This window comes from Actinoallomurus sp. CA-150999 (assembly GCF_050942425.1).
Taxonomy (GTDB): Bacteria; Actinomycetota; Actinomycetes; order Streptosporangiales; family Streptosporangiaceae; genus Actinoallomurus.
In genome coordinates this window covers 2,313,176-2,335,266 of sequence record NZ_CP192063.1, presented here as the reverse complement: position 1 = coordinate 2,335,266, position 22,091 = coordinate 2,313,176, and the positions used below count along the sequence as shown (strand labels likewise).

Genomic DNA, 22,091 nt, shown 5'->3' with positions numbered 1-22,091 from the left:
GGGCCCGGTCAGAGTGCCGGGGCCTTGGCCAGGAGCGGGCCGCCCCAGCGGTCCTGCAGGGCCTGCTCGACGGCGGCGCCGACGCGGTAGACGCGGTCGTCGGCGAGGACCGGCGCCATGATCTGCAGGCCGACCGGCAGGGAGTCCTCGTCCGCCAGGCCGCAGGGCACCGAGATGGCGGCGTTGCCGGCGAGGTTGGACGGGATCGTGCACAGGTCGGCGAGGTACATCGCCATCGGGTCGTCGGCGCGCTCGCCGATCGGGAACGCCGTCGTCGGCGTCGTCGGCGAGATCAGCACGTCGACCTGCTCGAACGCCGCGTCGAAGTCGCGCGTGATCAGCGTGCGGACCTGCTGCGCCTTGCCGTAGTAGGCGTCGTAGTAGCCGCTGGACAGGGCGTAGGTGCCGAGCATGATCCGGCGCTTGACCTCGTCGCCGAAGCCCTCGGCGCGGGTGAGCGCCATGACCTCCTCGGCGGAGCGGGTGCCGTCGTCGCCGACGCGCAGGCCATAACGCATGCCGTCGAACCGGGCGAGGTTGGACGAGCACTCCGACGGCGCGATCAGGTAGTAGGCCGGCAGCGCGTACGTGAAGTGCGGGCAGGAGACCTCGACGACCTTGGCGCCCAGGGACTCCAGCAGTTCGACGGCCTCGTGGAAGCGGGCCAGCACGCCCGGCTGGTAGCCCTCGCCGCCGCCGAACTCCTTGACCACGCCGACCCGCAGCCCGGCGACGTCGGCGCGGCGCGCCGCCTCGACGACGGCCGGCACCGGCTGGTCGATCGACGTGGAGTCCATCGGGTCGTGCCCGGAGAACGCCTCGTGCAGCAGTGCGGCGTCCAGGACCGTACGGGCCAGCGGGCCCGGCGTGTCGAGCGAGGACGCGAACGCGATCACGCCGTACCGGGACGAGCCGCCGTAGGTCGGCTTCATGCCGACGAGGCCGGTGACCGCGGCGGGCTGGCGGATCGAACCGCCGGTGTCGGTGCCGGTGGCGAACGGCGCCTCGTACGCGGCGACCGCCGCCGAGGACCCGCCGGAGGAACCACCGGGGATCTTGTTCAGGTCCCAGGGGTTGTGCGTCGGGCCGAACGCGCTGTTCTCCGTCGAGGAGCCCATCGCGAACTCGTCCATGTTGGTCTTGCCGAGGATGACCAGCCCGGCCTCGCGCAGCCGCTGCGTGATGGTCGCGTCGTACGGCGGGCGCCAGCCCTCCAGAATCTTGGAGGAGCAGGTCGTCGGCATGTCGGACGTGGTGAAGACGTCCTTGTGCGCGATCGGGACGCCGGCCAGCGGGCCGAGCGTCTCCCCCGCCGCCTTGCGGTCGTCGACCGCGCGGGCCTGCGCCAGGGCGACGTCGGGGTCGACGTGCACGAACGCCTTGACGGAGTCGTCGACGGCGGCGATGCGGTCCAGGTGCGCCTGGGTGACCTCGACCGCCGACGCCTCGCCGGAGGCGATCAGCTCGCCCAGCTCGGCCGCGGTCTTCTTGATGATGCTCATGCTCACGCCTCCTCGTCGAGAATCCGCGGGACCTTGAACCGCTGCTCGTCGGCGGCGGGCGCGCCGGACAGCGCCTGGTCGGGCGTGAGGCAGGGCCGCGCCTCGTCGGCGCGGAAGACGTTGGTCAGCGGGAGCGCGTGCGAGGTCGGCGGGATGTCCTCCGCCGCGACCTCCTGGATCCGCGCGACCGCGGAGATGATGTCACCGAGCTGGGTGGCGAGGTGGTCGAGCTCGTCCTCGCGCAGCGCCAGCCGGGACAGCCGGGCGAGGTGGGCGACCTCCTCGCGGGTGATGGCTCCGCCGCCGCGGGCCTGGCCCGCGGCTGCGGAGCCATGGGCGGCGTGCTCGTTAAGCATGTCGAAACCGTTTCTGCGATCGATGGGTTCTCAGCCATCCTAGAGGGCGGGCAGAACCGGCCACGACCGGTTAACGGGTGGTTTACACAGCCCTGATCACAGGGCCGGAACACCGGTGATCACGGGACCACACCATGGGCGCAGAGGGCGGCTCCGTTGACGCCCCTGTGCGTCCGTCAGAGGGCGGCGCCCTCGGGGGCCTGGAGCTCCGAGACGTGCTCGCGCAGCCAGGCGGTCGCCTCGCCGGCGGTCATCGGCGGCTGGAAGTGGTACCCCTGGGCGGCGTCGCAGCCGAGGTTGCGCAGGAGGTGCTCCGTCTCGGCGTTCTCGACGCCCTCGGCGACCGAGCGCAGGCCGAGCGTGCGGGCGAGATCGATGATCGAACGGACGATCACCGCGTCGTCGCCCGCCTCGCGGAGCCGGCTCACGAAGGAGGCGTCGATCTTGATCTCCTCGACCGGCAGGCTCTTGAGCCGTACGAGGGAGGAGTAGCCGGTGCCGAAGTCGTCGAGGCTGAGCGGGATGCCCAGGGCGGCCAGCGCCTCGACGGTGTCGGCCGCGTAGGCGGGCTCGTTCATGAGGATCCGCTCGGTGATCTCCAGCTGGAGGGCCTGCGGCGGCACCTCGTGCCGGAGCAGCCCCGACGCGATCATCTCGGTGAGCGCCGAGTCGAGCAGGTCGCGGCCGGAGGCGTTGATGGCGACCTGGACGCGGAGCCCGGCCTTCCACCACCGCGCGACCTGGGTGAGCGCGGCGTCGACGACGAAGTCGGTGATGCCGCGCATGAGGTAGGTCTGCTCGGCGATCGGCAGGAACTGCTCCGGCGTGAGCAGGCCCTTCTGCGGGTGCCGCCAGCGCAGCAGCGCCTCCATGCCGACCGGGTGGCCGTCTCCGAGGAAGAGCTTCGGCTGGAAGAACAGCTCCAGTTCGCAGCGGTCGATGGCGCGCCGCAGCTGTCCCTGCCGGCCGAGGCGCTCCGGGGAGTTCCGGTCGCGATCGGGTGAATAGATCTCTACCCCGGTGCGATTTTCCTTCGCCACGTACATCGCGACGTCGGCGCGCTGCAGCAGCAGTTCGAAGTCGGGCGCGTGGTCGGGGTGGAGGGCGATGCCGACGCTGGCCTCCAGATCGAACGACATCCCGTCGAGGCGCACCGGTTCGTTCAGCGCCGCGCGGAGCCGGGCCGCGACCTCGCGGGCGTTGCGCGCGTCGCGCACGGTCGGCAGCAGGACCGCGAACTCGTCGCCGCCGAGCCGTGCGACCAGGTCGCCGGGCCGCACGCTGTGGGTGAGCCGGTGCGCGACGAGCTGCAGCAGGCGGTCGCCCGTGGGGTGGCCGAGGGTGTCGTTGACCTCCTTGAACCGGTCGAGGTCCAGGAGGAAGAGGCCGACGCGGAGCGGCGGCTCGCCGTCGCGGCCGCGCGCCGTGAGAGCGCGCTCGGCGTGGTGGCGGGCCTGAGCAAGCGCTTCCTCTGTCCGCATGATCAGGAGCTTGCGGTTCGGCAGGCCGGTCAGGCCGTCGTGCAGGGCCTGGTGCTCACGGCTCACCGAGACCGAGGCGTTGATGTACACCGCGATGAACGGCAGGACGAACAGCGGCACGAACGCCGCCGACCAGCTCATCGCCAGGACCACCAGCGGCGCGAGCCCCAGCAGCGCGCTGTGCACGAGGAGCTGCAGGCCGATGTTCCAGCGCATGGCCTTCAGGACGGAGGTGCGCTCGTGGAACGCGATCGCGGTGTTGACCAGCACCAGGTTGACGAGGAAGTACGCCATCCCCGCGAGCAGCATGATCGGCAGGTCGGAGGCGTGGGGCGTCCAGGGCCGCGTGGGCGACGCCGTGATGCCGAACACCAGCAGCACCAGGCCCGACGCGACGAAGCTCAGGGTGTACTGCCCGACGTTGAAGGCGGTGCGGTGCAGGGCGCGCCGGCGCAGCATCCCGGTCGCCACCGTCGCGATGGCCTGCAGCAACAGTGCCGCGGGCAGGCCGGCGTAGATCAGTGTGGCGAAGGTGAAGGTGGTGGAGACCGTCGCGCCGGTCGTCTCGGTGGAGCCCGGCGTGATGATCGGCTTGAGCTCACCGCTCACGATCAGCAAGGCCAGGATCCAGAAGAGGGGGGCGCCGACCAGCGTCTTGAGGTCGCCGACGCTGAGGAAGGCGACCGAGGTGGCAAGGGCCGCGACGCCGACCACCGTGACACAGGCGACGTAGCCCCACAGGGGGGAACCACGCCGGGGGACCGTGTCCCGCGTGTTGTTCGGGTCCTTCATCACGTCCTCGGGGGGTTACACCCAAACCTTGCGTTTTGGGGGGAGGCGATGGTGTTTGGACGGACACATGTCGTACTGAGGGGAGACTACGACGTCCGAGCAACTTCGCGGAACCGATTGCGCACGTTGCGTTACGCCTGTACTCGACCGTGAAGCCACCCCTCGGTAATCAATCGATACCGTACAGTATCGCCTTGCAGGTCAGAATGACCACTGTCTTGGGAGATCACTCCTCTCCGACGACCGCGACCTCGGTGGCCGCATCCGGCCCCTTCTCCAGCAGCACCCGGAATCCCGCCTCGTCCAGAAGCGGAACGCCGAGCTTGACCGCCTTGTCGTACTTCGACCCCGGGCTCTCGCCGTGGACCACGAACCCGGTCTTCTTCGACACCGAGCTGGACACCTTGCCGCCGAGATTCTGCACGGCCTCGGTCGCCGAGTCCCGGCTGAAGCCCTCCAGGGATCCGGTGATGACGACGGTGACGCCCTCGAGCGGCCGAGGCCCCTCCTCCGCGCCCTCGTCCTCCATCCGCACGCCGGCCGCGCGCCACTTCTCGATGATCTCCCGGTGCCAGTCGACGGTGAACCACTCCTTGACCGAGGCGGCGATCGTCGGACCGACGTCCTCGACCGCCGTCAGCTCCTCCTCCGACGCGGACGCGATGCGGTCGAGCGAGCGGAACTCCCGCGCGAGCGCCTGCGCGGCCGTCGGCCCGACGTGCCGGATCGACAGCGCCACCAGCACCCGCCACAGCGGCTGCTTCTTGGCCTTCTCCAGCTCCTCGAAGAGCTTCTCGACGGTCTTCTTCGGCTCCCCGGCCTTGTTCGCGAAGAAGGTGACGACCTTCTCCTCCCCCGTCTTGGGGTCGATCTTCGGCAGGCCGGTGCGCTGCTCACGGACCACCGACTTGATCGGCAGCAGCTGCTCGACGGTCAGGTGGAACAGGTCGCCCTCGTTCTTGACCGGCGGGTCCTCCGGCTCCAGCGGCTGCGTCAGCGCGGTCGCCGCGACGTACCCGAGCGCCTCGATGTCCAGGGCGTTGCGGCTGGCCACGAAGTAGATCCGCTCCCGCAGCTGCGCCGGGCACTTCTTCGCGTTGGGGCAGCGGATGTCGACGTCGCCCTCCTTCTGCGCCCGCAGCTCGGTGCCGCACTCCGGGCAGGTCGCCGGCATCACGAACTCCCGCTCGGAGCCGTCGCGCAGATCGGCGACCGGCATGACGATCTCCGGGATGACGTCACCGGCCTTGCGCAGCACGACCGTGTCGCCGATCTGCACGCCCTTGCGCTTGACCTCGTCCGCGTTGTGCAGCGTCGCGTACGCGACCGTGGAGCCGGCGACCTTGATCGGCTCCATCACACCGTACGGCGTGACGCGGCCGGTGCGGCCGACCCCGACCCTGATGTCGAGCAGCTTGGTGTTGACCTCCTCCGGCGCGTACTTGTAGGCGATCGCCCACCGCGGCCACCGGCTGGTCGAACCGAGCCTCCGCTGCAACGCGAACTGATCGACCTTGACCACCACGCCGTCGATCTCGTACGCCGGCTCGTGCCGGTGCTCGCCATAGTGCTCGATGTAGGCGTGGACCTCCGCCAGGCTCTCGACGACCCGGTAGCGGTCGCTGACCGGCAGCCCGAACGACCGCATGGTCTCGTACGCGTCGGACTGGCTCTCCGGGCGCCGCCCGCCCCGCCAGGTGCCGAAACCGTGCACGATCATGCTGAGCGGACGGTGCGCGGTCACCCGCGGGTCCTTCTGGCGCAGCGAGCCCGCGGCGGCGTTGCGCGGGTTGGCGAACGGCTCCCGCTCGCCCGTCTCGACCAGCCGCTCGTTGAGCTTCGCGAACGCCTCGACCGGCAGGTAGACCTCGCCGCGCACCTCGAGCAGCTCCGGCACGTCGTCGCCCTGCAGCTGGAGCGGCACGGCGTCGATCGTACGGATGTTGTTGGTGACGTCCTCGCCGGTGCGCCCGTCACCACGCGTCGCACCCCGGACGAGCCGGCCGTTCTCGTACGTCAGGTTGACCGCCAGCCCGTCGATCTTCAGCTCGCACAGGAAGTTGGCGACCGAGCCGACCTCCTTCTCCGCGCGCGTCAGCCACGCCGACAGGTCATCGGTGCTGAACGCGTTGTCGAGACTCTGCATCCGCTCGATGTGCTCGACCGTCGCGAAGTCGGTCGTGATCGGCGCGCCGACCTTCTGCGTCGGAGAGTCCGGCGTGACCAGCTCCGGGTGCTCCTCCTCCAGCGCCCGGATCTCCCGCATCAGCCGGTCGTAGTCCGCGTCGCTGATCGTCGGGGAGTCGAGGACGTAGTAGCGGTAGTTGGCCTCGTCGAGCTCCTGAGCCAGCTCCGAATGCCGCTGCTGGACCGCGTCGGGTACGCCTGTCGCCACGAGTCTCTCCCTGCCGTGCGAGTGCCACTGCCTCATAGTGTCTCGCGTACCACCGACACATCTGACCTGCGGCTCGCCAGGTGAACACACCTTCGGCACACCCTGAACGCAGGCGCCGAGCACCCTCCTTAGGGCCGCCGAGGGCTAATCACCGCAACGGGGACGTGCACAGGTCGTCAGGTGCAAAGGCCCCGTGGTGAACCGCTCGGGGGGCTCGTCACTCCAGAGCACGCTGGGACGCCGGTCCCTGCCGACGGCCAGATCGAGGTAGCCGGGGCCGTTCTTCAGCGCGCCCAGCGCCACGCTGCGGCGGTGGGTGCATCCCATATCCTGGCAGTCGATGAGCATGGCCGCCTTGCGCCGGAGATCGTAGGTCGCCACGAGTGGCCGGTCGCCGTCCAGCGCGATGGCGGGCCGGGTGTGCCACAGCCCGGGGCCGGTGAGCGCCGTTCCGTCGGCGGCCGCGCAATCGGGCGTACGGCACCGCACCAGGCGCGCCGCTCCGGTCCTCGGGTCGGTGTAGGCCAGCACGGGCCGATCATCCTGGGGTATGACGAGCTCGACCCCGTCCAGGCGACGGTCGTCGGATATGTCGCTCGCATTCGGCGAATGCGCCGGTGGGGGCACCGGCCGGGTCAGCCGGGGATGACGACACTCCGGACGGTCACAGCTGATCACGGAGACGGTGCCGGAGTCCTTCTCCGCCACGGCCACCACCGGCCGACCGTCGCGCCGCACGGCGACGGCGAGCGGACTACTGGGCGGGTCGAAACCCGTCGAGTGGAGAAGGTCCACGGTGACCGCCCGGAGTCTCTGGCAGCGGATGTCGGCGCAGTGGATGAGCCGCACCTCCGACGTGTCGCGTCTGTCGCCGGTGCGCAGCGCGGCGATCAGGATGCCGTCACCGGTGGTGGTCATCGCCGGGCTCGCGGCGTCGTACCCGTACTGCTCGACGATCGGCGCCGTGTTGATCGGCCCGTTGCCACCGCATCCGTCAGGGCCGCACGGGAACAGCCGCAACACCCTGTTGTACAACGGGAAACGCCAGGCGGCGGTGGCCACCGTGCCGTCCGGCAGGGCCACGGAGCCGGTCCCTCCGTCCAGACGACCGGCCTCCTGGTAGTCGTACAGACGGCTGCGACGGCAGCGACGATCAGCGCACACCCGCGTGGTCAGGGCGTCTCCAGTGATCGCCATCGGCCACTCACCGCGCAGCAGATGCAGCGTCACCGGCCCGCGGCTGAAGCTCGGCTGCAACACCTGGTCGACGGACAGACCGAGCGGGTTGAACCATACGTACCCGCCGTACAGCAGCCCGGGCAGCACCAGGAGCGGCAGGAGCAGTGCCGCCCGACGCGGTCGAGGACGAACGGAGGAGGACAGCCGCCTGCGGATCTGCGCGAGGTCCAGCGGGATGCCGGGTCTGTGCTGGGGAGCGCCGGGGTACAGAGCGGCCGCCGCGACGGGGTACTCCTGGTTCAGCGCCGCGACCGCGAGCGTTCCGGCCTGGAACGGCACGACGAGCAGACCGACGAGACCAAGAGCGACGTCACCGATCACGACGTAGGCGAAGCCGTCCAGTGCAGACAACGCCCAGCGCAGGCCCGCGACGACGAGGGCCGGCCCCAGCACCACACCCAGCAGAATCGCCAGGACGGTCCGGGTCCTTCGCCCACGCGATACGGACCGGGCCCGGCGGATCGACCACCGTGCGCCCCGTCCCTCCAGCATGGAGATGGGCAGCGCGAGCGCCTGCCACAGCCCGGACACCAGCAGAAACACGAACGTTCCAGCCGCGAACCAGAGGTCCTTCGTCGCGAACGCCACGCCGACGCCGACCGCGAAGGTCAGCCCGGTGCCGACGACCGCGACCCCGCCGAGCGCCGACAGCGTCACCGGACGTCGTACCGCAGCCGCCAGGGCCTTCCCGGCCCCGACCGGCCGTCCCAGCAGCAGCCCGGCCGACATGACGACCGTCGCCGCGAGCGCCACCAGGTAACCGGCGATCCCCAGCACCAACGCGGCGATCGCCGCCACGATGAACCCGTACGACGCCGACAGCGGAGCGAGACCATCGTTCGCGATGAGACCGTTCCGGCCGATGACGGCGATGAACAGGCCGCTGGTGACGAGGCCGACGGGCACGAGCACGACGACGGACGGAACCAGCAGAAGAACCAGATGCCGGGCCGCGGTCCGGTACGCCGACCCGACGACGCCGAACAGCCGGCCCGCCGTGATCCGTGGTTCCGAATCCGCGGCTTCGGACGCCTGCTCCGAGGACGGCCCGACCTGGTCGATGTCGTCGGTCATCAATACCTCTTCAGGAAGCTCCCGGCACCTGGGGGGTGCCGGCGTGCTGTCAACCGCATCGAAGACGTGCGCACGTGGTGAGGTGCAGCCGGCTCGTGCCGACCGAGAGGCCGGCACGCTCGTCGGTCCAGAGCACGCGGGGTCGCCGGTCTCCGCCGACGGCCAGGTCGAGGTAGCCGGGCCTGTTCTTGAGCCGGCCCAGCACGACGCTGCGGCGGCGGGCGCATCCGGCGTCCTGGCAGTCGATGAGCACGGCCGCCTTCCGTCCGAGGTCGTAGGTCGCCACGAGCGGCCGGTCACCGTCCAACACGAGGGCGGGCCGAAGGTTCCACAGCCCGGGGCCCGTGAGCGTCACGACGTCGGCGGCCGCGCAATCGGGGGTACGGCACCGCAGGAGCCGCTCCGCCCCGGTCCGTGAGTCGTGGTAGGCCAGCACGGGCCGATCGTCACGGGGTATGACGACCTTGACACCGTCCACGTACCGGTCGTCCTGCGGCGGGTCCGTATCCGGCAAGGGCTCCGATGGTGGGACCGGCCGGGTCAGTTGTGGGTGGCGGCACTCCGACCGGTCACAGCGGATCATGGTGATCGCGCCGGAACGCCGATCCTGCGTGGCTACGACCGCCCGGCCGTCCCGCCCGACGGCCACGGCGAGCTGGCCGCTGAGGGAACCGAGGTCCGTGTGTGCCAGATCCGCCACGGTGACCGCCCGGGGTGTCGCGCAGTGGATGTCGGCGCAGTGGATCAGCCGCACCTGTTCCCCATCCATCCCGCTGCGGCGACTCGCGGCGATCACGATGCCGTCGCCGGCGGTGGCCATCGCCGCCGCGCTCAGGGACCCGGCATCGTTCCGCTCGACGATCGGCGCCGTGTCGATCGCCCGCTCGTCACCGCATCCGGTCGGACCGCACGGGAACAGCCGCAACGCGTCCTCAGCACCATTCCGCCCCTGCACCCAGGCGGCGACGGCCACCCTGCCGTCCGGCAGGGGCGCGGAGCCGAGCGCTCTGGTGAACGCCGAATCCCCGTTTTCGTAAAGGCGGCTATGACGGCAGCGACGATCTGCGCACACCCGCGTGGACAGGGCGCCTCCGGCGATCGCCATCGGCCGCTCACCGCGCAGCAGATGCAGCGTCACCGGCACACGGCCGAAGCTCGGCTGCAACACGCGATCGGCGGACAGGCCGAGCGGGTTGAACCATACGTACCCGCCGTACAGCAGCCCGGGCAGCACCAGGAGCGGCAGGAGGAGTGCCGCCCGACGCAGTCGAGGACGACCGGAGGAGGGGAGCCGCTCGCGGATCGGAGCGAGATCCAGCGGGGTGCCGGGTCTGTCCTGGGGAGCGCCGGGGTACGGAGAAACCTCCGCCACGGGGTAGTCCTGGTTCAGCGCCGCGACCGCGAGCGTTCCGGCCTGGAACGGCACGACGAGCAGACCGACGAGGCCGAGAACGATGTCACCGATCACGACGTGGGCGAAGCCGTCCAGCGAAGACAACGCCCAGCGCAGGCCCGCGACAACGAGGATCGGCCCCAGCACCACACCCAGCAGAACCGCGAGGACGGTCCGGGTCCGTCGCCCCTGCGACACGGACCGGGCCCGGCGGATCGACCACCGTGCGCCCTGGCCCTCCAGCGTGGAGATGGGCAGTGCGAGCGCCTGCCACAGCCCGGACACCAGCAGAAACACGAACGTTCCGGCCCCGAACCAGAACTGCTTCGTCACGATCGCCACGCCGAAGCCGACCGCGAAGGTCAGCCCGGTGCCGACGATCGCGACCCCGCCGAGCGCCGACAGCGTCACCGGACGTCGTACCGCCGCCGCCAGCGCCTTCCCGGCACCGACCGGCCGCCCCAGCAGCAGTCCCGCCGACACGACGGCCGTCGCCGCCAGCGCCAGCAGGTAACCGGCGATCCACAGCGCCACCGCGACGATCAGCGCCACGATGAACCCGTACGACGCCGACAACGGAGCGAGACCATCGTTCGCGATGAGACCGTTCCGGCCGATGACGGCGATGAACAGGCCACTCGTGACGAGGCCGACGGGCACCAGCACGAGGGCGATCGGAACCAGCAGAAGAACCAGATGCCGGGCCGCGGTCCGGTACGCCAGCCCGACGACGCCGAACAGGCCGCCCACCATGATCTGCGGTTCCGGAGGCGTGCCCTCGGCCGCCTCCTCCTCGAACCGCCCTGCGACGTCGTCGGCCATCGGTACCTCAGCAATGAAGATCTCGGCGCATGGGTATTACATGATCGTTGATCAAGCATGCCGCGGCGAATCGGACGGAGGCGCCGGGCCTCGGCGGCCCGCGCTATCCGAAGAACGCCTGGCCGAGCGCGAGCAGGACGGCGGCGACCCCGCACAGCGCCGCCAGGGCGAGGAAACCGGCGAACACCCCGAGCAGTAGAGGGATCAGCGTCCCCCATGGTTGCGGATTCGAGCTGAGCGGCACGTCGTTCTCGACCCGGACGCTTCTCGGCATGACGCACAGCACCAGCAACGCCAGTGCTGCGAGGCTCACGATCCCGAGGACACCGGCCGCGTCGAGCACGGCGATGGCCGCACCGGTCTGGGCGTATCGACCGTCCGGCTTACGGCGCAGCGTCGTCGGCCTGCCGACGTGCACCCGCGCGTTGGTGATCCGGGCGGCGGTGTCGGCGGGCCCTCCGTTAGCCGGCGTGAACGTCCCCGTGCAGACCCGTCTACTACCGCGCCCGGACCCGTACGTGTGGCAGTGCGCGGCGGTGAACCTCCCGGGCGTCCCGGCGAGCCCCGCCGCGTACCGGAAATGGGCTCGCACTGTCTCTAGTATTCGGGACCGGCGGTAGGACCACCCACGCACTTCGGCATGGAGGCTGACCACCGTTTTCAGCCCGAGCTCTTTTCGGCCCGCGTCATTGCGATACCGACGCCCCTGAAACTGGAGAAACGCCTCGCGATGGCACGTCGCGCCTGGACGCCCGTACGGTTGGCTCCGTGACCATGGAGATCGACCCGCGCGACACCCCCGCGGGGAGGGCACGCCATCTCGCGGTCCTCGTCCACGACGACGGTCGGCCCGGCAAGCGCCGCCAGGACATGACCGCGTGAACGCCGTCCGTGCCGAGGTAATCGCGACCCGGCGGCTGGACCTTATGCCGCTGCTCGTCGAACACGCCGATGAGATGGCCGTGGTGTTGTCCGACCCGGCCCTGTACACCTTCATCGGTGGCGCCCCGGACACCCCGCAGGATCTGCGCTCACGCTACGAGCGCATGGCCGCCGGCGCCCCCGATCCCGCCGTCCGCTGGCTCAACTGGGTGATCCGCCTCCGCGAAGCGGCCTGCCTGACGGGGACGGTCCAGGCAACGGTCAGCCCTTCCGGTCGCGGACTCGTCTCCGAGATCGCCTGGGTGGTCGGGACTCCATGGCAGGGACGAGGCATCGCCACCGAGGCGGCCCGAGGGCTGGTCGCATGGCTCGGTGAACAGCCCGTAGAGAGCGTCATCGCCCACATCCATCCCGAGCACCAGGCCTCCGCCGCCGTCGCCACCGCCGCCGGACTCGCGCCCACCGACGAACGGCAGGAGGGCGAGATCCGGTGGTATCGAGGTATCAGGCGATGATCGCGCCCACGGCGGGTTCCGGGCGGCGCCATATGCGGCCGCCGTGGTTCAGCCGTGCTCCCGCGCCTGCCAGCGGATCCTCGTCGTACGGTGCAGGCGATCAAGGCCCTGTACGCGTTGGCCTTCGTACAGATGGATCGTCAGATTCCGCAGCCCCGCCAGGGGAACGAGATCCACGCCATCGGCGGCATCGAGCAGGAACAGGCTGCGCAGCCTGGGCAGATCGCCCAGCGGTCCGAGATCGACCGTGGCCGGACAACCGTCGAGGACCAGAATCCCCAGACTCCTCAGCGCGCCGACCGGCGTCAGGTCCGTGAACGGCACCCCACCTAGGTCCAACCGCGTCAACCCGGTCAGGCGCGCCAAGGGGCTGATGTCGCCGATCCGTACGCAACCCCCGACCTGCAACACTCCAAGCCGGAGATCGGATATGGCGTTGAGGTCCTCCAGCGCTTGGTTCGTGTAGATGCTCAGCGTTCCAAGCTTCGCGCAGGCCACCGCCAGCTGATCACAGCACGCCTGGGGCAGATGGGCGTCGCTCAGGAACAGTGTGCGGAGGTCGTCGAGCGAGCACAGCGCCTCGATGTCGGCGAACTTCGGGCAATTGTGCAGATACAGCTGCTGGAGCCCCCGCTGATCCGCGAGTGGGGAATAGTCGGAGACCTCGCCGAGGCCCCCGGCCCCGAAGGACCGCAGGGCATGCAACCGGGCCACGCATCCCAGGTCGGCCACGAACCGATCCGGGTAGAGACTGAGCTCATCCAGCCGGGGAAACGCCTCGAACAACGACACGTCCCCCAGCGCCCCCTCGATGTCCAGCCAGATCTCCTCCAGGGACGCGTGCTCTACGAGAAGGGAGAGCGTTGCCGGCTTGACGCCTTCCGCGCATATCCGTCTGAGCGCCGGGATTCCGGTGACGTTTTCCAGCCCATATCCCTTGGGCAGGTTCACGTCGAGGCGCTCAAGACGTTCGAGCCGTGCCACCGCGGGCAGTAGGGCGGGATTATCGAGCGTCAGCCATCCGTTGAGCAGCGGGGCCTGAGCGAGGACCTGTTCGGCGTAGGAATGCGGTTCGAAGTAGTCCCAGCCGTTCACCAATTCGCTCTGCACCCGGGATCTGGGGTCGGCGGCGTAGCCGGCCAACAGCCGCATGGCCTCGGGGCCATTGATCAGCCAGACGGTCTGCACGGTGGCGGCCGCCTGCGCTTCCGTCAGGCCGTCGAGTGACTCGGGCAGGCGACGCAGGATCTCTTCACCTGCCGCGGCGAGACGACGCGCATCGGCTGCGTTCTTCGGCGGGATGAGCCTCGACACGCACTTCTCGACGCGATCCCTGGAGTCGTGTGGCACGTCGGGGACGGTCTCCAGACACGCGGCCACCAGCATCCGCAGGCGATGGCCGTGTTTCGGCTCGGCCTCCGCACGGTCGAGCAGACCGCTGATGAGATCCCGGCGGAGAGGCGCGTTGGCGTGCCCCGCGGCCATCACGACGGTGTCCCGCCACTGGTCGAGGTGGGCCTTCTCGACGAGCGTCTCGACGTCGGCGTCGTCGGCCGCCTGCCTCGCGGCCAGGTACTCCTGGACCGTACGGTGCACGAAGTCGATGCGGCCGGGGACCGGCTCGCGGATGACGCCGCTGCGGTGCAACAGGTAGTCGAGCAGCTCCTCGGCCGAGGCGGTGACGCGTGGCATGGCCGCAGACCTGGCCTCCATCCGCCGCAGCGCGGTGGTCTTCGACATCTCGGCGCGGCCGAGGATCGTGAGCCGCCAGGCGAGTTCCTGGAGCAGCCGTTCCTTCTGGCCGCGTTCGAGTTCGATGCCGGGATGGCTCCGGACCCCTCGCTCGACGTCGCGGCGTTCGAGCAGCATGTCGAGCACGGCCCGGTACAGCCCCATGCGGTCGCGGGGCAGGTGCGAGACCCGGTCGAGGTTGAGGGCGCACAGCATGGCGGCGAGCAGAGGTGTCGTCGCCAGCGCCCGCAGGTGCGGACCGCTCTCCAACCGGGCCAGCAGGGTGCCCTCGTACCCCGGCAGTTCCTCGGGGGCACAGGGAAGGCTTCCCGCGTGGCGTACCGCAGCGTGCCACTGCCGTACGAGCTCCCGCAGGTCGTCCGGGGTCATCGGCTCCAGCATCACCGGCCGGAAGCCCTCTGCCGAGAGCCAGCGCGTGTCGGCCGCCGCCGGCCGGGACGTGACGACGGTCCGTACACTCGGATAGACGTCGAGCAACTTGCGCAGCCACTGCCGGACCTCGTCGCGCCTGCCCTGCGGAACCTCGTCGACCCCGTCGACCAGGATGATCCCGCGCCCCGCACCGAGCACCCGATGTACCCACGCCGGCGGCATCAGTCCCTGGAGGGGACCGGTGACGAGATCCTCCGGTCGGGGGAGACCGCTCTCGGCACAGCTGCGGAGCTTGATCAGGAAGGGCACTCGCCCGTTCCAGTCGGCGAGGTCACCGGTGAAGGCTCTCCGCGCCGCCGTCACCGTGATCCAGCCGAGCAGGGTGCTCTTTCCCGAGCCCGCCTGGCCGCGCAGGAGCGTGCGAGACGAGCGGGCCAGCATCCCTTCGGCCCGCATGGTGGACGGCTCGCGTCCTTGGTCTCCGGTGAGCGCCGCCACCTTCAACGGCTCGAGACCCTCGCGGCGGCGGTCCTCGGCCGTCGCGGAGAGACTGATGTACGCCACGCTGAGCGTGGCGCGCGGACGGTAGTTGTCCACCCGCAGGCCGAACAGCTCGATCGCGTCCATGCTCCGGGCGACGTGCTCGAGGTAGCGTCGTTCGAACTCCGCGTCGTTCTGGGTGCCGGCGGGTGCGTCGAGCGTACGGGCCGGTAGTCGCTCAAGGACGAGCGAGATCTGATTCCCCAGATCGGACGTCCGGGACAGCGTCTCCACCAGGGCGCGGGGCGTGAACTCCGGGAGGCCCAACAGGATCCGCACCAGGCAGTCGCAGCATTCGTCGAGCATCACGTCGTACAGCCGGGAGGCCGCCTCGCCGTGATGTCCGGCCGGAGACGGAACCAGCCCGCGTACGCGCCGGGCCAGCTTCACCGGGTCGGCGTCCGCCCCGAAGATCAGATCATCGGAGAGGTCCAGCCGCTCCATGGCCGCTCTGACGTCGAGCAGCACGGCCGCGCGATCGCTCTCCCCGAGCCCGCCGTACTCCTGCTCGACGAGCGCCGCGAGACGCTTCTCGACCGAGTCGGCGATGTCCGCGAGCTGGCGTTCCAGCTTGCGCCGGACGAAGCGGTCGGGCAGCGACACCCTGATCAGCTCGGTCAGGTCCTTGTCGCGGTCGGCTTTCGCCGCCCGTGCCGCCAGCCACTCGCGCCCCGCCCGCTGCGCCACCGCCTTGGCGGCGGCAGCGGCCGCCGGTTCGAGTCCCGTCACGAATCCCCCAGCACCGATGTCCGGACGAGCCACCACAGAATCGGCTTCTTGGACGCAGCCGTTACGGATCCGGTTGCGCCCCGGCAGGTCCCAGTAGGCTTTTGTGCCCTACGGTCGGCTCCGTGACGATGCTGAACGAGGCGGTCCGCGAGCTCATCGACGACCCGAATCCGGCGATCCTGGGGACCATCAACCCCGACGGCAGCCCGCAGACCTCGGTGGTGTGGGTCGGCCGGGACGGCGATGACCTGCTCATCTCCACGGCCGCCGGTCGGCGTAAGGAGACCAATCTGCGCCGCGATCCCCGCGCCAGCCTGACCGTGCTCGACCGGAACGACTTTCAGCGGTACGTCGAGGTACGTGGCACCGCCACGATCACCGAGGACATCGGCAGGCGCCTGGCGGTCGAACTCGCCGAGAATTACGAAGGGTCCGGCGCCGGCGAGGAGTACGTCGAGCTCCCGCCCGAGGTCGTCCGCGTCGTCATCCGCATCACCCCACACCGGGTGGTGGGCACCGTCGCCGAGTGACCCGTGCCTCAGACGTGGGAGAGCAGGAAGCCCACGAGGAGGCACAGTCCGGCCAAGAGCAGGGAGGCTCCGAACAGCGGGACGACGATGGTCAGCAGCGTCCCCCAGGGCGGGGGATTCTTTCGCATCCGTTTCCAGCCGCCGGCCGAGACCCGCTTCGGCGCCGCGCAGAGCAGCACGAGGAGGAACGCGGCGAGGCTGATGATCCCGAAGGCGGTCGCGAGGTCCTTCCCCGTCTTCGCCGGTCCGGGCTGGACATAGCCGCCATCGGGTCGGCGGCGCAGGGAGGCGGGCCTGCCGACCTGGATCCGAGCGTCGCGGACATGAGCGTTCCGATCGACGAGTCCGCTCTTCGCCGGCACGAACGTCCCGGTACAGACGGGCGTGCCGCTCCCGGCCGTGTGACACCGCGCGGCGGTGAAGGTCCCCGGCGTCCCGGACAGCCCGGACGAATAGCGGGCGTCGTCGAGTGGAAAGGTCAGCAGCCAGCCCGCGAGACCGAGGACGGCGATCGCGGCGAGGACACCGACCGCCGTGAGCAGGACGCCGAGCGGAGATCCCGCCGCGCCACGCCTGCTCCCGGTGCGGGGACTGCGCCTCGTCCGTCCCCCGGCGGGCCTGCTCTTTCGCCCGGTGGCGGGGCTCTTCTTCCGGCCGGTGGTAGGCCGGCTCTTCTGTCGCCCGGCGGCGGAGCCGCTCTTCTTCCGCCTGGCGGCAGACCCGCCCTGGGCATGCCGTTCCGCTCGCGCCCGCGCCATCGCAGCCGCCTCTTTCTATTCTGATGTGATCCGGCCGAGCCCTCGCCGGCTCGGACGAGCCGATGGGTTCTGATCAGTCCTCGGCGGTCTCGGCCAGGACCTGCGCCGCCTCGCGGCAGTGCTTCAGCGCGGTGCGTACGTAGCGTGGGCCGGCGCCGGCCAGGCCGCAGGACGGCGTGACGACCACGCCCTCGGCGAGGACCTTCGGGGAGAAACCGAGACGCCGCCACAGCTCCTGGACGCGGGTCAGCGACTGCTTCGGCGCCGGCAGGCGGGTGTCGGTACCGGGGACGATGCCGAGCAGGAACCCGCCCCCCGCCTCGACGGCCTCACCGATGGCGTCCTCGTCCGCGCCGCGCAGCAGGGCGGCGTCGACCGAGATCGCCTTCGCTCCGGCCGCCCGCAGCAGACCGTACGGGGCGCGCGGAGCGCAGCAGTGCACGAGCGGGAAGGCGTCCGTGGCCTCGATCACCCGCCGCAGACCGTCCTCGGCCAGCGGGGCCTCGATGGCGCGGAGGCGGGAGAAGCCGCTCGCGGTCGGCACGGTCCCGGCCAGGACGCCGGGCATGCCGGGCTCGTCGAGCTGCAGGAGGATCGTGGCACGCGGCAGCCGCCGGCGTACGTCTCGGACGTGCGCGGCGACGCCTTCGGCCAGTGAGGCGATCAGGTCGCGTACGGCCCCCGCGTCGCGGAGCGCGCGGTCGCCGTGCTTGAGCTCGATCGACGCGGCCATCGTCCAGGGACCCGCGACCTGGATCTTGAACGGTCCCTCGAACTCCCCCGCCTGCTCCTCGAGCGTGTCGAGGTCCCGGGCGAGCATGCTGCGGGCTCGGGACACGTCCCGTCCCGGCCGGTCGGCGAACCTCCACCCGGAGGGCTGCAGCGCGACGGCAAGCTCGGCGAGCAGTCCGGCGGTGCGTCCGACCATGTCCGCGCCGGGCCCCCGGTCCGGCAGCTCCGGGAGATAAGGCAGGTCGGGGAGCTCACCGAGGACGACGCGCAGTGCCTCGGCGGGATCGTCCCCGGGATGGGAACCGACGCCGGTGGCGGTTCCGATGGTCCACGGAAGATCAGGCACGGCAAGAGTTTATTGCCTGGCGACGGCCTCCGAATCGATGAGCGAACGCCGCTGCCTCGTATGCCGCACGAGGTTCAGGTCAGAGTCGGGTGGTGCGGTCGGCACCAGTCACTGGATCTTCCAAAGCCGGGTGGTGTTGTCCCAGGCTCCGGTGGCCAGGGTTGTTCCGTCCGGGCTGAACGCCACCGAGAAGATGAAACTGGTGTGGCCGGTGAGGGTGGCGACGCTGATGCCGGTGGCCGTGTCCCATAGCCGGGCGGTCTTGTCGTAGCTGCCGGTGGCCAGGATTCTGCCGTCCGGGCTGTACGCCAACTCGCCGACCGTACTGGTGTGGCCGGTAAGGGTGGCGGTGGTCTTTCCCGTGGCGATATCCCGCAGCAGGACGGTATTGTCCGGGCCGCGGGTGGCCAGGGTCCTGCCGTCCGGACTGAACGCCAGCGGAGCGGAGTAGTCGAGGGTGGCGGTGGTCTTTCTGCTGGCCATGTCCCACATGCGGGTGGTGCCGTCCCTGCTGCTGACTGCGAGGGTTCTGCCGTCCGGGCTGAACGCCACCCCACTGATCCAGTCGGGGTGGCCGGTGAGGGTGGCGATGCTGTTTCCGGTGGCCCCATTCCACAGCCGGACGGTCTTGTCGTAGCTGCCGGTGGCCAGGATTCTGCCGTCCGGGCTGTATGCCAACTCGCTGACCGTGCCGGTGTGGCCGGTAAGGATGGCGGTGGTCTTTCCGGTGGTCACATTCCACAGCCGGACGGTCTTGTCGAAGCTGCCGGTGGCCAGGGTCCTGCCGTCCGGACTGAACGCCACCGCATCGACGCCCTTGGGGTGGCCGGTGAGGGTGGCGGTGGTCTTTCTGGTGGTCACGTTCCACAGCCGTGCGGTGTGGCCCTGGCAGGTGGCCAGCGTCTTGCCTTCCCGGCTGAACGCCACCGCGTCGACATACCCGCCGCAGGCGAGTATGTCGACGCGCGCCACCGTAACGGCCCTGGCCGTGGGGTGAACAGGGCTGACAGGGGTCGTGGGAGGCGCGCTCTTGCGGCCGGTCTCAGAGAGCAGCACCGCTACCGGGACGGCGGCCAGAGCCGCCGCACCCAGCCCGCCGAGGAGAACGGTGCGGCGCCCGATCCGCTTTGAGGCGGCGGCTGAGGGGGACCACTCCCCCGCTGCCGGCCCGACGTCCCTGGCAACGGCCTCCGGCGTGGCCGGTTGTGCGTGCGTGGACGGCGTCCAGTCCTCGGTCGGTGGGAGGACCACCACTGCCGGAGCGGGCTGCCGGCCATGCGCCTGATGTGGTTGTTCGGGAGAGGCACGCAGGCGTTCGGCGATGGTGGCGGCGTCTCCTGGCCGGTCGCCGGGCTGCTTGGCCAGCAGATCCAGCACCAGCGCGTCGAGCCGGGCGGGGATGTCCGGCCGTACGGATCGTGGGGGCGCCGGGGCTCGGTCCAGGTGTTGGTAGAGGATCGCACCGACGCCCGAGCTCGTGTCGACCCAGGTGATCCCGGTCAGCATCTGATACAGCACGCAGCCGAAGGCGTACAGGTCGGTGCGCTGGTCGACGGTACGGCCCTGGATCTGCTCGGGTGCCATGTACAGAGGGGTTCCCGCCGACGAGCCGGTAGCGGTGATCTTGGTGGCGTCGGCCAGGCGGGCGATCCCGAAGTCGCAGACCTTCACCCGCCCACCGTCCACCAGGAACAGATTGGCCGGTTTGATGTCACGGTGCACCACCCCCTGCCGGTGAGCCACCGCGAGAGCATCGAGGACCTGCACCGCCCAGTCCGTCGCCTGTGCGATGGGCAACCCGTCAGGGTGTCCGGCCAGCACTGCGGCCAGGTCGCGCCCCTGCATCAGCTCCATCACCAAGAACAGCAGGCGCTGGTCCGCGTACTGGTCCTCATCGATGTCGTACACCGTGGTGATCCCCGGATGGTTCAACGTCGCGGCGATCTCGGCCTCCCGCCGGAACCGCGCCACCATGGCCTTATCGGCCGCGACCGTCAACGGCAGGATCTTCACCGCGATCCGTCGGCGTAGCCGCAGATCAACCCCCTGCCAGACCTCACCCATGCCGCCGCGGCCGAGGGGCGTCTCCAGCCGGTACCGGCCGACCAACTCCAGACCACTCCGCATCAGCTCTCCCCGGCCTCGGAGACCAACGCTGATCTACCAGAGGGGGTGAACGACCGGGCTGTAAGAAGATCCGCACGTGGTTCCTCCATCGAGGTCTTCCTCTCCCCACCCGAAGCCGTCCACGAGTTTCCAAAAAAACGCGATTGTCCGCTAGAGAGCATAGGGTGCCGCAGCTGTTCGACGGCCGTGGTGTACCGGTCGGCGGTGGCGGGCGTCGAGTCTCATAGCTTGGCAATCGGTACCGATTGCTAAGCTATTTCCATGGAGCCGTCATCGTCGTGGCGTACCGATCAGGTGGCCGCGGCACTACGCCAGATCAGCGCCGGCCTCGCGGCACTGGCCGATGCGATCTCGGCCGACCCGGCGGAGGCTCCTCCGGAGAGCCGTCACCGCTCCCTCATCGCCGAATGGGGGACGCGGGGCCTGACGCGATCCGAGGCGAGTGCGCTCTTCCGTAAGCACGGCTTCTCTCCTCAGGCGGCGGGCGGCTGGGCCCGGGGCGACTGGCTCGAGGTCCGCGAGGACGGCCGCCGCTACCTGACCGAACGTTCGCTGCAGTGGCTGGCAGAACAGGAGCCCTCCGATGACACCGACGGCCGGCATTGAGCCGTTCAGCCTCCGGCTGGAGGTCCGCATCTCCGAGGTGGACCCGCAGCTGCACCTCAACGGCGGCTGCTACGTCCAGTACGGCGACCATGCCCGCTTCCAGTGCGTACGGGCCGCCGGGGTCTCCGTCGAAAAGCTCCTGGCCGACGGGCTCGGACCCGTCAACCTGGAGACGGTCATCCGGTATCGCCATGAGCTCCGCGCCGGAGACCAGGTCGACGTGTCCTGCGATTGGGAGTGGGGCGACGGCAAGACCTACCGCGTCCGGCACCTCATGAGGCACCTGGACGGCACCGTGGCCGCCGAGGTCGATCACGTGAGCGGGCTGCTCGACCTCGGAGCCCGCCGGCTGATCGCCGATCCCGCCGGCGAGTGGCGGGCCCGCGCCGCCAGGCCCGAACTCCTCGGCCTCCGCCCCGCCCCCTCCGACTCCGCCCGACCCGCCTAAGCGCTTGATTCCCAGGCGCGTGTGGTCGTGATCCGGCGCGGCGGCACATCATCGCCCGGCCCCGGCCACCTTGTGTCAGGGGGGTTCATTGAGGCTGAAGTTTCTTCGGCCTCAATGAACCCTCCTGACGGCGCGCCCTCGGCCCGCCCGAGCGATTCGCCCGAATCACTGGCATTCGCCATGGGACGCCCCCGACATCGACACACGACGGCCCCGATCCCAGACTTCTGATCTCGGATCCCTTGGAATCGTCGATGGCGACGCTCAGGCGGCCGTGAGGTCCGGTAGGGAGCCGACGCCGACGTAGTCGCGGAACAGCACGATCCGGCCGTCGCGGATCCGGAACACCTGGATGCACGGCACCTCGAACGTCTCCCCCGTCGTCGTCACTCGCCCGACGGACACGAGTTCGAGGATCACCACCTCCGGGTCCGAGGTGCGGTGGAGCTGCACCGTGCGCAGGTCGGTGATCTCGAGTGGCATCCGGGCGGCGTGCGCCGAGAACTCCCGGATCGTCTCCCGGCCTTCGAGCCGAGCGGGGAGTCCTTTGGCGGCGAACGGCATCTCGATCACGCCTTCCGCCGCGAAGAGATCGGCGAACGCGTCCAGGTCCCCCGCGACCAGCAGACGCCGCCGCCGTTCGAGAACCTCCAGCGGACCTTCCATCACAGCCTCCCGTTCAACGATCGTTCAATGACTG

At 70.2% G+C, this 22,091-nt stretch carries 16 protein-coding genes; 4 read left to right on the top strand and 12 right to left on the bottom strand.

Annotated elements, in window-relative coordinates; genetic code table 11:
• Positions 1-8 precede the first annotated feature (8 nt).
• From gatA to ACQP2O_RS11060, 7 genes are all read right to left on the bottom strand, one after another.
• The gene (gatA, locus tag ACQP2O_RS11090) at positions 9-1,502 is read right to left on the bottom strand and encodes an Asp-tRNA(Asn)/Glu-tRNA(Gln) amidotransferase subunit GatA (RefSeq protein WP_433182446.1); all 1,494 of its coding nucleotides are present in this window, start codon (positions 1,500-1,502) and stop codon (positions 9-11) included.
• Positions 1,503-1,504: 2 nt separating this feature from the next.
• Positions 1,505-1,858, bottom strand: a complete 354-nt coding sequence (gene gatC / locus ACQP2O_RS11085; RefSeq protein ID WP_433182443.1) for an Asp-tRNA(Asn)/Glu-tRNA(Gln) amidotransferase subunit GatC — start codon at positions 1,856-1,858, stop codon at positions 1,505-1,507.
• Between the two features lie 176 nt (positions 1,859-2,034).
• Positions 2,035-4,131, bottom strand: coding sequence for a putative bifunctional diguanylate cyclase/phosphodiesterase (locus ACQP2O_RS11080; protein ID WP_433182440.1), 2,097 nt, complete (start codon positions 4,129-4,131; stop codon positions 2,035-2,037).
• 226 nt (positions 4,132-4,357) lie between these two features.
• Positions 4,358-6,562 carry an NAD-dependent DNA ligase LigA gene (ligA, locus tag ACQP2O_RS11075; RefSeq protein WP_433182437.1) on the bottom strand — a complete coding sequence of 735 codons (2,205 nt, stop codon included), beginning with the start codon at positions 6,560-6,562 and terminating at the stop codon, positions 4,358-4,360.
• Positions 6,563-6,670: 108 nt separating this feature from the next.
• The gene (locus ACQP2O_RS11070) at positions 6,671-8,839 is read right to left on the bottom strand and encodes a hypothetical protein (RefSeq protein WP_433182434.1); all 2,169 of its coding nucleotides are present in this window, start codon (positions 8,837-8,839) and stop codon (positions 6,671-6,673) included.
• A gap of 49 nt (positions 8,840-8,888) precedes the next feature.
• Positions 8,889-11,054 carry a hypothetical protein gene (locus ACQP2O_RS11065; RefSeq protein WP_433182431.1) on the bottom strand — a complete coding sequence of 722 codons (2,166 nt, stop codon included), beginning with the start codon at positions 11,052-11,054 and terminating at the stop codon, positions 8,889-8,891.
• A gap of 103 nt (positions 11,055-11,157) precedes the next feature.
• Complete coding sequence (locus ACQP2O_RS11060) at positions 11,158-11,472, bottom strand: hypothetical protein (RefSeq protein ID WP_433182428.1); 315 nt, start codon at positions 11,470-11,472, stop codon at positions 11,158-11,160.
• Positions 11,473-11,932: 460 nt separating this feature from the next.
• Here ACQP2O_RS11060 and ACQP2O_RS11055 point away from each other — a divergent pair, with 460 nt between their 5' ends.
• Entirely contained in the window at positions 11,933-12,451 is a 519-nt protein-coding gene (locus ACQP2O_RS11055; protein WP_433182425.1) for a GNAT family N-acetyltransferase, read from the top strand.
• A gap of 48 nt (positions 12,452-12,499) precedes the next feature.
• Here ACQP2O_RS11055 and ACQP2O_RS11050 read toward each other — a convergent pair whose 3' ends face one another.
• A complete protein-coding gene (locus ACQP2O_RS11050) occupies positions 12,500-15,844 on the bottom strand; it encodes an NACHT domain-containing protein (RefSeq protein WP_433182422.1) in 3,345 nt (1,114 codons plus the stop codon).
• Between the two features lie 128 nt (positions 15,845-15,972).
• Between ACQP2O_RS11050 and ACQP2O_RS11045 the strand changes: the two genes are divergently transcribed.
• Entirely contained in the window at positions 15,973-16,374 is a 402-nt protein-coding gene (locus tag ACQP2O_RS11045; protein WP_433190986.1) for a PPOX class F420-dependent oxidoreductase, read from the top strand.
• Positions 16,375-16,382: 8 nt separating this feature from the next.
• Here the strand turns inward: ACQP2O_RS11045 and ACQP2O_RS11040 are convergent, their stop codons facing one another.
• The 3 genes from ACQP2O_RS11040 to ACQP2O_RS11030 form a co-directional block, all read right to left on the bottom strand.
• Positions 16,383-17,132: a hypothetical protein gene (locus ACQP2O_RS11040; RefSeq protein ID WP_433182419.1), complete on the bottom strand. Its 750-nt coding sequence runs from the start codon at positions 17,130-17,132 to the stop codon at positions 16,383-16,385.
• A 73-nt stretch (positions 17,133-17,205) separates the two neighbouring features.
• A complete protein-coding gene (locus ACQP2O_RS11035; RefSeq protein WP_433182416.1) occupies positions 17,206-18,210 on the bottom strand; it encodes a methionine synthase in 1,005 nt (334 codons plus the stop codon).
• 108 nt (positions 18,211-18,318) lie between these two features.
• The gene (locus tag ACQP2O_RS11030; RefSeq protein WP_433182413.1) at positions 18,319-20,337 is read right to left on the bottom strand and encodes a WD40 repeat domain-containing serine/threonine protein kinase; all 2,019 of its coding nucleotides are present in this window, start codon (positions 20,335-20,337) and stop codon (positions 18,319-18,321) included.
• 261 nt (positions 20,338-20,598) lie between these two features.
• On the opposite strand from ACQP2O_RS11030, the gene ACQP2O_RS11025 reads away from it, so the two are divergent.
• Both ACQP2O_RS11025 and ACQP2O_RS11020 read left to right on the top strand, forming a co-directional pair.
• Positions 20,599-20,943 carry a hypothetical protein gene (locus ACQP2O_RS11025; protein ID WP_433182411.1) on the top strand — a complete coding sequence of 115 codons (345 nt, stop codon included), beginning with the start codon at positions 20,599-20,601 and terminating at the stop codon, positions 20,941-20,943.
• Positions 20,921-21,391: an acyl-CoA thioesterase gene (locus ACQP2O_RS11020; protein WP_433182408.1), complete on the top strand. Its 471-nt coding sequence runs from the start codon at positions 20,921-20,923 to the stop codon at positions 21,389-21,391. The genes ACQP2O_RS11025 and ACQP2O_RS11020 overlap by 23 nt, the downstream gene beginning before the upstream one ends.
• A gap of 264 nt (positions 21,392-21,655) precedes the next feature.
• On the opposite strand, the gene ACQP2O_RS11015 is transcribed toward ACQP2O_RS11020, so the two are convergent.
• Positions 21,656-22,057, bottom strand: a complete 402-nt coding sequence (locus tag ACQP2O_RS11015) for a nuclear transport factor 2 family protein (protein ID WP_433182405.1) — start codon at positions 22,055-22,057, stop codon at positions 21,656-21,658.
• Positions 22,058-22,091: the final 34 nt, after the last annotated feature.

Bases quoted from the DNA above. Each gene is read 5' to 3' on its own strand.
- ACQP2O_RS11040 (WP_433182419.1), bottom strand. From the start codon at position 17,132: ATGGCGCGGGCGCGAGCGGAACGGCATGCCCAGGGCGGGTCTGCCGCC.
- ACQP2O_RS11015 (WP_433182405.1), bottom strand. From the start codon at position 22,057: ATGGAAGGTCCGCTGGAGGTTCTCGAACGGCGGCGGCGTCTGCTGGTC.
- ACQP2O_RS11070 (WP_433182434.1), bottom strand. From the start codon at position 8,839: ATGACCGACGACATCGACCAGGTCGGGCCGTCCTCGGAGCAGGCGTCC.
- ACQP2O_RS11030 (WP_433182413.1), bottom strand. From the start codon at position 20,337: ATGCGGAGTGGTCTGGAGTTGGTCGGCCGGTACCGGCTGGAGACGCCC.
- gatA (WP_433182446.1), bottom strand. From the start codon at position 1,502: ATGAGCATCATCAAGAAGACCGCGGCCGAGCTGGGCGAGCTGATCGCC.
- ligA (WP_433182437.1), bottom strand. From the start codon at position 6,562: ATGAGGCAGTGGCACTCGCACGGCAGGGAGAGACTCGTGGCGACAGGC.
- ACQP2O_RS11045 (WP_433190986.1), top strand. From the start codon at position 15,973: ATGCTGAACGAGGCGGTCCGCGAGCTCATCGACGACCCGAATCCGGCG.
- gatC (WP_433182443.1), bottom strand. From the start codon at position 1,858: ATGCTTAACGAGCACGCCGCCCATGGCTCCGCAGCCGCGGGCCAGGCC.
- ACQP2O_RS11080 (WP_433182440.1), bottom strand. From the start codon at position 4,131: ATGAAGGACCCGAACAACACGCGGGACACGGTCCCCCGGCGTGGTTCC.
- ACQP2O_RS11025 (WP_433182411.1), top strand. From the start codon at position 20,599: ATGGAGCCGTCATCGTCGTGGCGTACCGATCAGGTGGCCGCGGCACTA.
- ACQP2O_RS11065 (WP_433182431.1), bottom strand. From the start codon at position 11,054: ATGGCCGACGACGTCGCAGGGCGGTTCGAGGAGGAGGCGGCCGAGGGC.
- ACQP2O_RS11020 (WP_433182408.1), top strand. From the start codon at position 20,921: ATGACACCGACGGCCGGCATTGAGCCGTTCAGCCTCCGGCTGGAGGTC.